We start from the raw sequence: 14,726 nt of genomic DNA, 5'->3' as shown, positions 1-14,726 counted from the left end.
AGCGCACACACGGTCAGGCGAGCATGACGGCTCAGGCCCGTGACGGGCCGGAGCCGTGGGACGCCAGGATCGCCACGACCGCCGAGAGCTACCTGAACGCCGGGGTGTTCGAGGCGTCCGAAGTGTCCGGGCCGTCCGGGGTGAGGGCGAGGACGGCGAGGTCGTCGGCGAGCAGGCCGGCGTAGCGGCGGACGTCCTGGGCCAGGAAGGAGACCAGCCGTTCGGGCTCGCTGGTGCCGAGGGCGGCGAGGCGTGGGACCAGCGGGTAGAAGGCGCCGGTGGTGTCCCGGGCCTCGCTGACGCCGTCGGTGTAGAGCAGCACGGTGTGGCCCGGGGGGAGGGCGACGGCGGTCGGCTTGCCGCGTTCCTCGGCGGGCGCGAGGTGGCCGAGGCCCAGTGGCAGGTCGTCGCCGCAGGCGACCGGGGAGATCCCGTCCCCGGAAAGGAGCAGCGGGGTGGTGTGGCCGCGGTTGACGATCTCCACGCAGTCGGAGCCCGGCCGGTACTGCAGCAGGACGGCGGTGGCGAACAGTTCGTCGTCGCCGCGGTCGGCGGCGTCGCGCAGTACCGCGCGGTCCAGTTGGTCGGCGAGGTCGACCAGCCCCGGGGTGTCGTACGCCGCCGCCCGGAACGCGCCGAGGACGTCGGCGACGGTGCGGACCGCGCCGAGGCCCTTGCCGCGGACGTCCCCGAGCAGCACCCGGACGCCGAAACGGGTGTCGCACACCTCGTACAGGTCGCCGCCGACCATCACGTCGGCCTGCGCCGAGCGGTAGAGGCCGGCCACCCGCAGACCCCCGGCCCGTTCGGGCACCGGCCGGAGCACGGTGCACTGCAGGGTCTCGGCGACCGTACGGGCCTGCAGCAGGTTGCGGTTCTGCCGGGTGCGCTGCCAGGACAGGGCGGTGCCCATCACGCCGGAGAGGAGGGTGGCGACATAGACCCAGACGTGGTGCTGCTCGTTGATGTGGCCCGCGCGCAGCGCCAGGACGAGCTGGAGCGCCAGGGAACCGCCCGTGGCGGTGGCGGTCAGCACCGGGCCGTAGCTGAACGCGGCCACCACGGGCAGGGCGGTCAGCAGGAAGCCGGCGGCGACGGCGTTCGGGACGACGGCCTCGGCGGTCAGGTCCAGGAGCAGCAGGACCACCGGGAGCCACGGAACCCAGCGCGGCACCCTGGGCTCCAGCGCGGCCGGGTGCGGCGGGCGGGGTGCTGTGGGCACGGAGGCACCTCCTGGCTGGCGCCGTTCCGGGTTGATTGGTCCGGAATGACTGGTTTCGTTCCTCCATGCTCTCCCACGAACGGCCCAGCGACGAGCGGCCGAACGTCCCGTCCCTTCGGCGGACGGGCGGGGGCCGGACGCGCCGGACGGGCGGCCACCGAGGAGCCACTGCACGGTCACCCTGCGGTCACCGAGCGGTCACCGCGCGGTCACCGCGCGCAACGGCGGACGGCCGGCTCAGCGCACCGTCACCGGCAGCGTCTCGAAGCCGCGCAGGACCAGGCGGTCCCGCCGGACGGGGACGCCGCCGGGGGCGAGCCGGGGGAAGCGGTCGAGCAGGGCCGGTACCGCGACCTCGACTTCCAGCCGCGCCAGCTGGGAACCCAGGCAGAAGTGCGGGCCGCCGCCGAAGCTGAGCGGCTGGCTGTCCGTGCGGGTCGGGTCGAACACGCCGGGGCGCTCGTACCGGGCCGGGTCGTGGTTCGCCGCGCCGATCAGCAGGGTCACCGCGCTGCCCGCCGGGACGGGCAGCCCGTCGACCTCCAGGCCGTCCTCGAGCGCGACCCGGCCGGTGGCCTGCACCGGCGAGTCGAAGCGCAGCACCTCGTCGGTGAACCCGGCCGGGGTGATCGCGCCGCTGCGCAGCCCCGCGGCCGCCTCGGGGTGGCGGAACAGCAGGGCGAGGCCGTTGCCGAGCAGGTTGGTGGTGGTCTCGAAGCCGGCCACCAGCAGCAGCACCAGGTTGGCCAGCAGCTCCTCGGCGGAGAGCCGACCGCCGTCCTCGGCGGCGATCCGGGCCAGATCGCTGACCAGGTCGTCCTGCGGCCGGGCCAGCCGCTCGGCGGCCAGCTCGGTGAAGTACCGGGACAGCTCGTCCGCGGCCCGGTCGGCCTCGGCCAGCTCGCCGGGGTCCGCGCTGATCTCCAGGACGACGGTCAGGTCGGAGGCGAGGCCCCGGAAGCGGTAGCGGTCCCGCTCGGGGACGCCCAGCAGCTCGCAGATCACCCCGACCGGGAGGCGGAAGGCGAAGGCGTCCATGAAGTCCACCGGCGAACCGTCCGCACCCTGCCCGGCCATCCCGTCCAGTAGGCCCGCCACCGCCCGCTCCACGGCCGGGCGCAGCGCGGCGACCCGGCGCGGGGTGAACACCGAGGCGATCATCGAGCGCACCCGGGGCTGGTCGGGGGCGTTGCGCTGGAGGATCGAGCGGCCGAAGAGGACCAGCGAGGAGTGCATGAGGAAATCCGGCTCCAGGCCCGCCATCATGTCGGCGGTGGCGACGCCGAAGGCGGGCGTGCGCAGCACCCTGTTCACCGCCGCGTATCCGCTCACCACGAACATCCCGTCGCCGGCCGGGGCCACCGGGCCCAGCTCCAGCGCCTTCGCGTAGAGCGGGTACGGATCGGCCCTGACCTCAGTGGTCATCAGCTGCTCGATGATCGCCGCGCCGTCCATGCGGTTCTCCCCTCCCGAGATCACGGATCACGCTCACACCCGCACGCACGCTTCCCCGTTCGTGAACCGCCGGGGGCACGACGGAGTTCCCGTGACCGGGTGACCGGGTGCCCGGGCGGTATGCAAGGCGGTCGGGCGGTTCCCGAGGCGGCCGGGGGCCGCTCGGTAGGCTGGCCGGCATGGAGATCTGGATCAACCCGCGCTGCAGCAAGTGCCGGACGGCCCTGGGCGAGTTGGACGCCGCCGGGGTCGAGTACACCGTGCGGCGCTACCTGGACGAGCCGCCGACCGCGGCCGAGCTGGAGCAGGTGCTGCAGCGCCTCGGCCTGGAGCCGTGGGACATCACCCGCACCGACGAGCAGGCCGCGAAGGACCTGGGGATGAAGGACTGGCCCCGGGAGGCGGGCGAGCGGGCCCGCTGGATCGCGGCGATGGCCGAGCACCCCATCCTGATCCAGCGCCCGATCATCACCGCGGACGACGGCCACGCCGTCGTGGCCCGCACCCCCGAGGCCCTCAAGTCCGTGCTGCCGTAGCGCTTCCGCCGTAGGGCTTCCTGCCGATTGGCTTCCTCCCCAGGACCTGCGGCCGGTCGGTTCAGTGGAGCTGGATCCGCTCCACCGGCCGGCCCGGGTGCCAGTTGTCGACCAGCAGGTGGTCGCCCTCCACCGTGGTGTGCACGACCTGGTCGAGCTCCAGCCGGAAGGCGTGGAACGGGGTGGGCGGCGGCTCGGGCAGATCGGCGGCGAACGCGGCGAGTTCGGTCTCGTCGGTGACCTCGACCGCGCGGCCGGAGACCTTGGAGTCCCCGCCGGCCATGGTCTCGTCCCCCGGGTGCGCGTGCAGGGCGAAGCGGGCGTCGCGCTGGAGGTCGCGCGCCTTGACCGCGCCGTACATCGACCCGAGCCACAGGTCGGCGCCGACGAATTCGACCTCCGTCCCGCTCACGCGCGGCGAACCGTCCTTGCGCAGCGTCGCCAGGACATGGTGCTTGGCTGCCTCGAACCGGGCCCGTACCAGGGGCGCCAGATCGGGAGCCTGCTGTTCGAAATCCTGCCAGGTAGCCATGGCGCCAGTCTGGCACCCGGCACCGACAACCGCGGTGCACGAACGGCTTCCGAGACGGCGGGCGGGCGGGCCGTCGTACGGCCGGGCCCCGTACGGCAGAGCCCCGTACGGCAGGGCCGTTGTCGTACGGCGGTGCCACACTGGCGGGGTGACCACCACGACCACCTACATCGCGTTCCTGCGGGCGATCAACGTCGGCGGCCGCACGGTGAAGATGGAGCGGCTGCGGGCGCTCTTCGCCGAGTTGGGGCTGGGGAACGTCCGCTCCTACATCCAGAGCGGCAACGTCTTCTTCACCACCGACGAATCCTCCCCCGACGGACTCACCGCCCAGCCCGCCACCGGGCCCGACCGCGCCGCGCTGACCCGCCGGATCGAGGAGCACCTGGAGCAGGCGCTCGGCTACCCGGTGCCGGTGATGCTGCGGACGGTCGACGAGGTGGCGGCCATGCTCGCTGCCGAACCGTTCCGGGGCGTCGAGGTGACGCCGGACGTCCGGCTGGTCGTCGTCCTGCTCTCCGAGCCGCTGCCGGTCGACCTCGTCCTCCCGAGCCGCTCACCGAAGGGCGACGTCGAGGTGATCGGCGCCGACCCGGGGGCCGCGTACGTCGTGGTCCACCTCCAGGACGGCAAGTGGGTCACCAAGGACATGTTCGGCAAGGCCTACCGAGGATCGGCCACCTCCCGGTTCCTGCACACCATGGACAAGATCCTGGCCGCCGCCCGCAAGGCCTGACGTCCCGTACGGCCTGACGTCCCGTACGGCCTGCGGGAACAGCGTTCGGGGAGACGGCCTGCGGAAACCGCCGCGACCTCACGGAACCCTCCGGAGCCTTGCGGTTCCGCGCGGAACCGCGGGCCCGGACGGGGCGTCTGGACTGCCGTGACGTACGAACCATGCGCCCGCGCACGGCGTGATCTGGACAGCCCGAGCCGGTCGAGCCGACAATCTGGCCATGACGTCTCCTGAGCTTCCCACCGGCCGGGTCCGGCCCTCCGACGCCGAACGGGACCAGGCGCTCGGGGTGTTGAAGGACGGCGCGGGCAGCGGGCGGCTCTCGCACGAGACGTTCCTCGGCCGGATGGACGTCGTCCTGCAGGCCACCAGCCGCGACGAGCTGAACGCGGCGGTGGCCGGGCTGCCGACCGGCGGTCCGGTCGAGCGGTTCGTGCTGCGCACGGTCGGCCGGATCTCCGGCTTCGGCGACCGGCTGAACCGGGCCTGGCGCACCGAGCGGCTGCCCGGGCTGAGCCTGCCGCAGGCCGGCGCCGGGCTGCTGACCATCGGGCGGCTCCCCGGCTCGGGGCTGCGGCTGCACGACGCCTCGGTCTCCCGGCACCACGCCGAACTGCGGCGCGAGGGCGCCGGCTGGGTGCTGTACGACCTCGGTTCGACCAACGGCACGCACGTCAACGGGCGCCGGATCGCGGGCGGGGTCCTCGTCCGGCCGGGCGACCAGGTGCGGTTCGGCGACCTGGAGTTCCGGCTCGCCACCTTCTGACGTTCCACCGCGTGGAAGGCCCGGCACCGAATCGGACGGTCAGTGCGGAAACTGCCGGGGCGGCCGCTGCCGGGGCAGCTCGTCCTGGAACCCGGCGATCGCGGTGGCGATCTGGCGGACCACCACGGTGCGCTCCAGCCGGTCCAGGTAACGGTTCTCCGCGGCCAGCGCCTCGACCGTGACGCCGAAGTACATCGCCATCAGCGGATTGACGAACAGGTCGCTGCCGTCGGTCCGCTCGGTGAACCGGACGTCGCCGAACTCGCCGCGCAGCGCCGCCGCCACCGAGCCGTTGACGATGCTGGGGTACTCGGGGAAGGCGGCCCTGGCGTGCTCGACGGCGTCGAGGTAGAGCACCGCCTCCCGGCTGTCGCGCGGGATGGAGAAGGCGCCGAGGTAGCCGCCGGCCCGGTCCAGCGCGGCGAGGTTCTCCAGCACCAGCGTGTGGTTGACGCCGTGGTAGGCGTCGATGCCGAAGCCCAGGCAGGCGACCAGCCGTTCGGGCACCTCGGTGAGTCCGGCCACCGCGGCGAGGCTGGCCATGTCCTCCTCGGGGGTGCCGAGTCCGACCTCGTCGCCGCGCATCAGGATGTCGGTGCCGCCGTCCACCAGCAGGACGGCGTCGACGCCCAGCCGGCCGACGAGCGCGCGGTAGGCCTCGCGCAGCGGCTGGACGCCCACCTTCGGGAAGGCCCACACGGTGTCGGGCATCCCGTGCCGGTTCAGCCAGCGGGCGAGGGTCCGTTCCGGGAAGTAGCCCCCGGGGGCGGGGGTGACGGGCCCGATCATGGCCAGGTCGGGCTCCGTCCAGACCTCCTGCGGAAGGCCGTAGAGGTCGCTGAAGGAGAGGTTGGCCAGATGCACCTCCTTGCCCGCGGCGCGCAGGGCGAGGGCCAGCGGCAGCCCGGCGTACACGTCGAACCCGCCGCCTGCGCCGGCGATCAGGATGCGGTCGACGGCCAGGAGCCGGGTGATCAGCGGTGGTTGCAGCAGGGACGTCACCGGCGGACGATAGCACCGAGGGCTCGCGGGCTCCCTGTACCCGGCGCCGGGTCAATCACGGTCGGAACGATCCTGCCACGCGCGTAGATCCGTGGCCCGTGAAAGCCCCCGGCGCTCAGTCGGCGATGGTCCCCAGGTCGTCGCCGGGGCCATCACCCGTGCCGCCGTCCCGGCCGCTGCCGTCCCGACCCTCTCCCGGCCCCCACAGCGGCGCGGTGCAGCGCTGGTAGGTCGCCTGCCAGTGCGGCCAGTTGCGGGCCGTGTCGTCGTCGCACTCGGCCAGCAGCCGCTCGACGGCGGCCGGCTTCACGCCGTCCAGCAGCCAGGCCAGCGCGTCCGCCGCGCCCGGGCCGTCCGCCGCGCGCAGCAGGTCCAGCAGTTCACCCAGGCCGCCGAGCCGGGAGCCGTGGGCGACCACCCGGTCCATCCGGGGCAGCAACTGCCGCTCCTCGATCCGCAGATGGGTCTCCAGCCGGGCCGCCAGGTCCTCCATCGCGTACGCGACCGGCCAGGCGCTGCCGGCGTCCCGGCTGGCGATCCGGACCAGCGTGGTGACCCGGGTGAACGAGTGGTCGAGGTTGTGGTGGTCGGCCTCCAGCCAGTTGAGCAGCAACCGCAGCTCGGGCGCGAAGCGGCGCACGATCGGCCAGATCCGGGTGTCCTGCTGCTCGTGGTGGCAGGTCAGCATCGCGGTCATGAAGTTCCAGTGCCGCAGCAGCGCCTCGCCCTTGTCGTCCTCGCCGGGCTGGAGCAGCCGCAGCGCGTTGGGCAGTCGGGCGAGGTCCCGGCGCAGCGCGGCGTGCACCAGCCGCAGCCCGGCGAACCGCACGGTGACCGGGTCGTCGTCCGCGACCCGACCGTACGCGTCCGCGCCCCGGGAGTCGGCTCCGGAGTGCCCCTGTGCGGGCACGGCAGGGGCGGGCTGGGGCAGCAGGTGGATGGGCATGGCACTCTCTTCACGGCTTGGGGCGCGGCGGGCACGGCGGGCGGTGGCGGCCGGTGGAGGACCGCCCAGCCAAGATGCTCGAAGTCGATCAGAAGCGAATCAATGTCCGATTGACGTGCAGGTCACAGGCGTGCGCGCGGTCACGCGGAGCTTTCCGTGGGGACGCCCGGGCAGCCCTGCCGAGACCGGAAAGCCGACCGCCGGCGCCGGGACGCGGGAGCGTCACCGACCCCGGCGGAGGCGGAAGCGGAGGCGGAAGCGGAGCAGGAGGGGAAGCAGGAGCCGGAACAGGAAGCGGAAGCGGAAGCGGGACAGGAGGCGAGGAGAACCAACCAGAGCCAGGCCCCGGCTCAGTCGGCCGCCGGCCCCGCCAGGTGCTTGGTGAACCACTGCAACGTGTCCGGGATCATCTTCTTGAAGTCCGAGGTCAGGTGCTTGCCGCCGGGCTGCTCGTAGTACTCGATGGACACCGGCGGGGCAGCCTTGGCCACCCAGTTCTTGACCACCTTGGTCTCGTACGGGTTGGCGCCGCCCGCGGTGACCAGCATCTTCACGTCGGCCTTGCCCTGGGCGACGAGCACGTCGGGGTTGTTGGCCGCACGCTCGGCGTCGTGGCCCTTCCAGAGCCCCGAGTCCGGGATGAAGTAGCCGTCGATCGGCACCGCGGCCTTGTAGACCTCCGGGTGCTGCAGGGCGAGCTTGGCGCTGCAGAAGCCGCCGGTGGAGGCGCCCATCACGCCCCAGCCGTCCCGGCCCTGGACGGTGCGGAAGTTGGCGCGGACGAAGTCCGGGATGTCCTCGGCCATCCAGGTGCCCATCTTGGGCTGGCCCGGGATGTCGGAGCAGTCCAGCGCGTTCTTCTCGTCGCCGTTGAAGTTCTGCACCGGCATGATCATGATGAAGGGGTGGGCCTTGCCCTCCTTGACCAGTTGCTCGTTCGCCTCCTGGATCGGCAGCTGGTTGTCGGTCCAGGTGTTGTAGCCGTTGCTCTGGCCGCCCGCGAAGAGGGTCAGCACCGGGAAGCCGGTCTTGGCGTACTTGGGGTCGTTGTACTCGGGCGGCAGCCAGACCCAGACCTTGCCGGAGACGCCGGACTTCGCGCCGGTCACGGTGGTCTGGAATATCGGTCCGGCGGCGGTGTCCCGGGCCTTGGCGAGGTTGGCGTTCGGACCGGCGGGCATCAGCACCTTGCCCACGGCGACGGAGGGTGCCGCGGCGCCCGGGGTGCCCGAGCCGGCGGCCGGAGTGCCCGCGGCGCTGCCGGTCGTGGCCGGGGCGTCCGCCTTGGCGCTGTCCCCCTTCCCACCGCCGGAACTCCCGCAGGCCGCGAGCGCGGCGGCCAGGGCGAGCACGGCGGCGCCGGACAGGACGGCACGGGAACGGGACGACTGCCTAAGCACGGTGAGGACTCTCCGACCGATGTCGCGCCCGGTCCGTCGGACCGGGCGGCGGCCCCCCGGTGGGGCCGGACAGGCCGGGGGCGCGACGCTGGTACGGCCCCCGGGGTGGTGGCGCGCCGTCCCTCGCAGGGGCGCGCCTTCCTGCGATCTTATGACGTGGGCCGGGGTGGCCCGGTTGCGCGGCGACCACCGGAAATCCAATGTTTGTTCGCGATCAGGTAAAACCCTTCACCGCTCCCGCCGGTCGGCGGGGGCCGGTCAGCGGGGGCCGGTCAGCGGGGGCCGGTCAGCGGGGGCCGGTCAGCGGGGGCCGGTCGACGGGGACCACGCCGCAGCCCACACCGCAGCCCGTACCGCGGTCCAGGCCGACCGGCGGATTTTGGGCACTTCGACCAGTGACGGCGGCCCGCGGATCCGCCACGATCTCTCCCGGGACCGACCGGGAACCGCCATCGAGGAGAGTGCCAATGCCCCAGCAGATCGCCGTCGTCACCGGAGCCGGGAGCGGCGTCGGCCGGGCCGTCGCGGTCGAACTGGCCGCGGCCGGCTGGCTGCCCGTGCTGGCCGGCCGTCGGGCCGAGCCGCTGCACGAGACCGCCCGACTCTGCGGCGCCCCGGCCGACGTGCTGCCGACCGACGTCACCGACCCGGACGCCGTGGACGCGCTGTTCGCCGCGACCGCCGAACGCCACGGCCGGGTGGACCTGCTGTTCAACAACGCCGGCAGCTTCGGCCCGGCCGTCCCGGTGGAGGAGCTGGAGGTCGAGGCCTGGCGGGCCGTGGTCGACCTCAACCTGACCGGCGCCTTCCTCTGCGCCCGGGCCGCGTTCCGGCAGATGAAGGCCCAGGACCCGCAGGGCGGCCGGATCGTCAACAACGGCTCGATCTCGGCGCACGTCCCGCGCCCGCACTCGATCGCCTACACCGCGACCAAGCACGCCGTCACCGGCCTGACCAAGTCGCTGTCGCTGGACGGCCGCCCGTACCGGATCGCCTGCGGACAGATCGACATCGGCAACGCGGCGACCGACATGACGGCGGCGATGGGCGCGGGCGTCCGGCAGGCGGACGGCCGGATCGCGCCCGAGCCGACCATGGACGTGGCCGATGTCGCGCGGACCGTCCGGCACATGGCCGCCCTGCCGCTGGAGGCCAACGTGCAGTTCGCCACCGTGATGGCGACGGCCATGCCGTACATCGGGCGCGGTTGACCGCCCTGCCGCTGCCGCACACCGGAGCCGGTCGACCGCTACGCCGCGCACCGGACTCGGTCGACAGCCACGTGCTCCGTCGGCCGCGGCCGACGGAGCGCGCTCATTCGTCGTGCGAGTGCCGGTAGCGCGGCACCGCGCCGTCGTCGTCCAGCCGGTAGACGCTGGTGGTCGGCCAGTACTCGCCGGTCTCGGCGGCCGGCAGTTCGGCGCGGAGCACCATCCGCAGGGCGGGCGGCGGGGCGTCGGCGTTGACGCGCTTGCGGTGGCCGTCCCAGCGGCCGCCGCACAGTTCGAGGTCCAGGACGAGTGGGGTGGCTCTCATCCCGCGATGGTGCCAGGCCCCTGCGCGCGCAAGCGTTCAAGAGCGGGCGGTCACCCACACGAGGGAACCCCGTCAGGCCGGGCTGACGGGGTTCCGAGGGGGCGCGAGAGGCCGCGAGGGATCGCGAGGAGCCGCGAGGACGCTACGGCCGCCAGGTGTCGTTCAGCGCGACGACCCCGCCCGAGGGCACCGTCGCCGTCCGGTTGGCGCCGGACTCCCAGGTCACCGCGCCGCTCGCGTCCTTGCGGACGTACTTGTACTGGAAGGAGGTGCCGGCCGGCAGCGAGAGCGAGAGGGACCAGACCGGGTAGCCGGCCGAGGAGAGCGGCAGCGCCTTGGCCGGATCCCAGCCGCCGAGCGCGGCGACGTCGCCGGCCACGTAGACGTTCTGCCCAGGCACGGTGGTCGCGTTGACGTTGAACGAGGCGCCGGTGGCCGTCGCGGCCCCGCTCCGGACGTACAGCGCGACGGCGTCGCCCGCGCCGACCGTGGCGGTGAACTGCCCGCCCGCGCTCACCTGGTAGGTCGGTCCGGTGCAGCCGCCGCCCGGCTGCGGGTCGCCGTGCTGGACGTCGCAGTAGGTGCCGGCCGGCAGGCCGGTCTGGAAGGTCTGGGTGATCGCGCCGCCCTCGTGGTTGATGGCGACGTAGCCCTTGTTCCCGCGGCCGAAGGCGATCGCGTTGTTGCCGTTGGACCACCAGTTGGTCACGCCGGTGCCGGCGACGGCGTTGCGGAAGCCGACCATGTTGGCGACCTGCCGCCAGGCGTGGGTGCAGTTCCAGCCGTCCTGGTAGCAGGCGTTGACGGTGCCGCCGTTGGGCGGGCCGTCGTCCTTGTTGGTGAAGGAGTAGCCGGAGTAGATGTTGGGCGAGCCGTACGTCGAGGCCAGCAGGAAGACGTTGGCCAGCGTGTAGGTGTTGCCGTAGGTGTAGTTGAGGGTGGAGCCGTTGCGCTCGGTGTCCCAGTTGTCGAGGAAGCTGCGGGCCTGGTTGCTCGGCAGGTAGCCCCAGGAGGCGCCCCAGCCGTTGAGGTTGGCGAGCTTGTCGCTGGTGAACATCCGCTTGAGGTCGGTGCCGACCCGGAACTCGTCGACGTCGCCGGTGCCGGTGTACTCGGTGGGCTGGATCGGTTCGCCGGCGCCGTAGATGAACTCCTGCGCCCAGTAGGCGTTGGGGTTGGCCGTCTTGGCCTTGATCGCGGCGAGGTCAGCGGCGGCGATGTGCTTGGCGGCGTCGATCCGGTAGCCGTCCACGCCGAGCGAGCCGAGGTCGTCCAGGTAGTGCGCGATGGTGGTCTGGACGTAGGAGCTGCCGGTGTCCAGGTCTGCGAGGTTGACCAGCTCGCAGTTCTGGACGTTGGAGCGGTCCTGGTAGTTGGAGATCGGCTGGCGGCAGGAGTGGAAGTCCTGGTCCTGGTAGGTGCCGGGGTAGTTGTACTTGCTGTAGACGGTGCCGCCGGTGCCGGTGCCGGAGCCGGCCGACATGTGGTTGACCACCGCGTCGGCGATCACCTTGACCCCGGCCGCGTGGCAGGTGTCGACCATGTTCTTGAAGGACGTGCGGTCGCCGAGCCGCCCGGCGATCTGGTAGCTGACCGGCTGGTAGGAGGTCCACCACTGCGGGCCCTGGATGTGCTCCTGCGGCGGCGAGACCTCGACGAAGCCGTAGCCCTTCGGGCCGAGGGTCGAGGTGCAGGCCTGGGCGACGGAGTCGAAGCGCCACTCGAAGAGGGTGGCGGTGACGTCCTTGCCGTTGTTCGCGGGCGGGGAGGCCTGGGCGGCGGGGGCGCCGAGGGTGGTGCCGAGCGAGAGCGCGAGCGCCGCCGAGGCGGCGAGCGCGCCGGCCGCGCGGGCGGGCCGGCGGGTGGGCCGGCGGGTGGGGGCGGTGGTGACCACGTCGTCTCCTGGGGGTGGCTGGGGGGCAGCCGGAGGTGAGCCTGCAGGAAGTTTCTGTAACTTGCCGGAAACTTGCAGCGCTGAACCTAGGATGACCGCGAGACACCGTCAAGGCCTCGGGAAGATACGTTTCTGCATCACCGCAGCGGGGCCCCACGACAGCGCCCTACGACACCGGGCCGTACGACCTGGGCCACACGTCAGCGGCCACACGACAAGGGCCCGGCAGCCGTGGCTGCCGGGCCCCTCACCTGTCCTGGTTCACCGGCCCCTCAGGAGGAGCCGGCCCGGGTTCAGCCGGTCTGGACGGAGGTGTCGTCGATGACGAAGCTCGTCTGCAGCGAGGAGTCCTCGACGCCGTTGAACTTCACGGTGACCGTCTGGCCCGCGTAGGCCGACAGGTCGAAGGTGCGCTGCTGGTAGCCCGCCGCGGCGTCCGCGTTGGAGTAGGTCTTCAGCGTGGTGCCGTTGACCGACACGGTCAGCTTGTCGTACGCGGTGGTGCCGGTCTCCGCGGTGTCGATGTGCAGCCAGAAGCTCAGCGTCGCCTTGCAGCCCGCCGGGATGCTCACCGTCTGCGACAGCGAGTCGGTGTGCGCGGAGCCGTAGCCGTTCATCCACGCCTTCCACGAACCGCCGTGCGCGGCCTGGCCCGAGCTGTTGTCGACCACGCCGGAGCTCGCCGTCCACGGCGCCGCCGAACCGGTCTCGAAGCCCGCGTTGCCCAGCAGCTGCGCCGGCGTGCAGCCGCCGCCACCACCGGTGGTCACCGTCCAGGTGAAGCTGGTCGTCCCCGACTTGCCCGCCGAGTCCTTCACCGTCACCGTCACGTTGGACGTACCCGCCGCGGTCGGCGTACCCGTGATCGCACCCGTCGACGCGTTGATCGCCAGACCGGCCGGCAGACCCGCCGCCGAGTACGACAGCGGAGCGGTACCGCCCGAGGCCTTGATCGCCAGGTTGACGGCGGTGCCGACGGCGGTCGACTGGTTGCCCGGGCTGGTGACGGTGACGCCGCCCGGGTTGGGCAGCGAGCCGACGTTGACGGCGGCCCAGGCGGTGGCGACCGCGTTGTACTCGGCGCTGTTCGCGCCGTACAGGTCGGTGGTCGCGTTCAGGGTCGCGGTACGGGCGGCGGCGTAGTTGGTGGTGGAGGTCATGTACGCGGTCAGCGCCTTGTACCAGACCTGCGCCGCCTTGTCCCGGCCGATGCCGGTGACGGTGATGTTGTTGACCGTCGGGCTGTTGTAGCTGACGCCGTTGATCACCTTGGCGCCGCTGCCCTCGGCCAGCAGGTAGAAGAAGTGGTTGGCGACACCGGACGAATAGTGGACGTCCAGGTTGCCGACGCCCGAGTACCAGGAGTCGGCCGAGGTGCCGTCCTTGGAGGGCTTGTCCATGTAGCGCAGCGGCGTGCCGTTGCCGTTGATGTCGATCAGCTCGCCGACGAGGTAGTCCGGGGTGTCGGCGGGCAGGTTGGCGTAGAACTCGACCATGTTGCCGAAGATGTCCGAGGTGGCCTCGTTGAGGCCGCCGGACTCGCCCGAGTAGTTCAGGTTGGCGGTGGCGGAGGTGACGCCGTGGCTCATCTCGTGGCCCGCGACGTCGAGCTCGGTGAGCGGGTGGGTGTCGCCCGAGCCGTCGCCGTAGGTCATGCAGAAGCAGCTGTCGTCCCAGAACGCGTTGACGTAGCCGGTGTCGTAGTGGACCCGGCTCATGGCGCCGACGCCGTCGTTGCGGATGCCGTTGCGGCCGAAGGTGTTCTTGTAGAAGTCCCAGGTGGCGGCGGCACCGAACTGGGCGTCCACCGCGGCGGATTCGCGGTTGCTGGCCTGGCCGTTGCCCCAGGTGTCCGAGGACTTGCTGAACAGCGTGCCGTTGCCGGAGGTGCCGTTCTTCATGTCCGTGGTGTTCTGGCCGCCGCGGGTGGCGTCCTTGAGCGAGTAGGTCGAGCCGCTCTGGGTGGTGGTCAGCGGCACGTTGCCGACGAAGACGCCGGTGCCGGAGCCGCGCTTGATGCCGTCGGCCTTGCTGAGCACGTCGCCGGTCTTGGCGTCGGTCACCACGTGCAGCTTGCTCGGGGTGCCGTCGGACTCGCGGCCGGCGATGACCGTCTCCCAGGCGAGCTTCGGGGTGCCGTCCGCGGCCCACACCACCAGGCGGGGGGCGGTGTCGACGGAGCCCGCCTCGACGGCCAGCGCGGCGGCCTGGGCCTTCGGCGCGGCCTGGGCCGGGGTGGTGTCGACGCCGGCGAGGGTGGCCTCGCTCGCCTTGGTCACGCTCTGGGTGGCACCGCTCGCGTCCTGGTGGACGACCAGGTCGCCGCCGAGGACGGGGAGTCCGGCGTAGGTGCGCTCGTAGCGCAGGTGGCGACCGCCGTTGGCGTCCTGGACGACGTCCTTGGTGACCAGCTTCTCCTGGCCGCTCAGGCCGAGGGCCTGGGCGAGCGAGGCGGTCTGCTGGTTCGCCGAGGCGATCAGTGCGGCCCGGGTGGTCTGCTGGGCGGCGACGGCGGCCGGCGCGTCCGGCGTGGCCGCCTGGGCGATGACCGGTATGCCGGTGACCAGCAGCGCGGTGGAGGCGGCCAGGACGACCGCCGCCTTCCGGGCGTGAGCGTAACGGGACATGCGGACTCCTTTTCCGACCGGCGCCGGTTCGCGCCGGTGGAGAGAAACCTGGGCCGCGGGGTCGCGGCGCAGTG

13 protein-coding genes are annotated in these 14,726 nt (G+C 72.5%); 4 read left to right on the top strand and 9 right to left on the bottom strand.

Annotation, left to right across the window (positions count from 1 at the left end; translation table 11 throughout):
- Window positions 1-88: 88 nt before the first annotated feature.
- Complete coding sequence (locus tag AC0B61_RS11440) at window positions 89-1,222, bottom strand: PP2C family protein-serine/threonine phosphatase (RefSeq protein ID WP_471740408.1); 1,134 nt, start codon at window positions 1,220-1,222, stop codon at window positions 89-91.
- A gap of 237 nt (window positions 1,223-1,459) precedes the next feature.
- Entirely contained in the window at window positions 1,460-2,677 is a 1,218-nt protein-coding gene (locus AC0B61_RS11435; RefSeq protein ID WP_471740407.1) for a cytochrome P450, read from the bottom strand.
- A gap of 179 nt (window positions 2,678-2,856) precedes the next feature.
- Here AC0B61_RS11435 and AC0B61_RS11430 point away from each other — a divergent pair, with 179 nt between their 5' ends.
- Window positions 2,857-3,213: an arsenate reductase family protein gene (locus AC0B61_RS11430; protein WP_471740406.1), complete on the top strand. Its 357-nt coding sequence runs from the start codon at window positions 2,857-2,859 to the stop codon at window positions 3,211-3,213.
- 61 nt (window positions 3,214-3,274) lie between these two features.
- On the opposite strand, the gene AC0B61_RS11425 is transcribed toward AC0B61_RS11430, so the two are convergent.
- Window positions 3,275-3,745: a pyridoxamine 5'-phosphate oxidase family protein gene (locus tag AC0B61_RS11425; protein WP_471740405.1), complete on the bottom strand. Its 471-nt coding sequence runs from the start codon at window positions 3,743-3,745 to the stop codon at window positions 3,275-3,277.
- A gap of 148 nt (window positions 3,746-3,893) precedes the next feature.
- Here AC0B61_RS11425 and AC0B61_RS11420 point away from each other — a divergent pair, with 148 nt between their 5' ends.
- Both AC0B61_RS11420 and AC0B61_RS11415 read left to right on the top strand, forming a co-directional pair.
- Window positions 3,894-4,481, top strand: a complete 588-nt coding sequence (locus tag AC0B61_RS11420) for a DUF1697 domain-containing protein (RefSeq protein WP_471740404.1) — start codon at window positions 3,894-3,896, stop codon at window positions 4,479-4,481.
- 220 nt (window positions 4,482-4,701) lie between these two features.
- Complete coding sequence (locus AC0B61_RS11415; RefSeq protein WP_471740403.1) at window positions 4,702-5,247, top strand: FHA domain-containing protein; 546 nt, start codon at window positions 4,702-4,704, stop codon at window positions 5,245-5,247.
- A gap of 39 nt (window positions 5,248-5,286) precedes the next feature.
- Here the strand turns inward: AC0B61_RS11415 and AC0B61_RS11410 are convergent, their stop codons facing one another.
- From AC0B61_RS11410 to AC0B61_RS11400, 3 genes are all read right to left on the bottom strand, one after another.
- Complete coding sequence (locus AC0B61_RS11410; protein ID WP_471740402.1) at window positions 5,287-6,249, bottom strand: DUF1152 domain-containing protein; 963 nt, start codon at window positions 6,247-6,249, stop codon at window positions 5,287-5,289.
- A 115-nt stretch (window positions 6,250-6,364) separates the two neighbouring features.
- Window positions 6,365-7,195: a hemerythrin domain-containing protein gene (locus AC0B61_RS11405; protein WP_471740401.1), complete on the bottom strand. Its 831-nt coding sequence runs from the start codon at window positions 7,193-7,195 to the stop codon at window positions 6,365-6,367.
- Window positions 7,196-7,545: 350 nt separating this feature from the next.
- Entirely contained in the window at window positions 7,546-8,595 is a 1,050-nt protein-coding gene (locus AC0B61_RS11400) for an alpha/beta hydrolase (RefSeq protein ID WP_471740400.1), read from the bottom strand.
- Between the two features lie 467 nt (window positions 8,596-9,062).
- Between AC0B61_RS11400 and AC0B61_RS11395 the strand changes: the two genes are divergently transcribed.
- Window positions 9,063-9,806, top strand: a complete 744-nt coding sequence (locus tag AC0B61_RS11395) for an SDR family oxidoreductase (RefSeq protein ID WP_471740399.1) — start codon at window positions 9,063-9,065, stop codon at window positions 9,804-9,806.
- Window positions 9,807-9,909: 103 nt separating this feature from the next.
- On the opposite strand, the gene AC0B61_RS11390 is transcribed toward AC0B61_RS11395, so the two are convergent.
- The 3 genes from AC0B61_RS11390 to AC0B61_RS11380 all read right to left on the bottom strand — a co-directional run bounded on the left by AC0B61_RS11390 (window position 9,910) and on the right by AC0B61_RS11380 (window position 14,652).
- On the bottom strand, window positions 9,910-10,131 hold the full coding sequence (locus AC0B61_RS11390) for a hypothetical protein (RefSeq protein ID WP_471740398.1): 222 nt from the start codon (window positions 10,129-10,131) through the stop codon (window positions 9,910-9,912).
- Window positions 10,132-10,273: 142 nt separating this feature from the next.
- Window positions 10,274-12,025, bottom strand: coding sequence for a carbohydrate-binding module family 20 domain-containing protein (locus AC0B61_RS11385; RefSeq protein WP_471740397.1), 1,752 nt, complete (start codon window positions 12,023-12,025; stop codon window positions 10,274-10,276).
- 293 nt (window positions 12,026-12,318) lie between these two features.
- Entirely contained in the window at window positions 12,319-14,652 is a 2,334-nt protein-coding gene (locus AC0B61_RS11380) for a M4 family metallopeptidase (protein ID WP_471740396.1), read from the bottom strand.
- Between the last annotated feature and the right edge of the window lie 74 nt (window positions 14,653-14,726).

This window comes from Kitasatospora sp. NPDC023385 (genome assembly GCF_055664045.1).
This window is presented reverse-complemented; position numbering and strand designations above follow the sequence as displayed.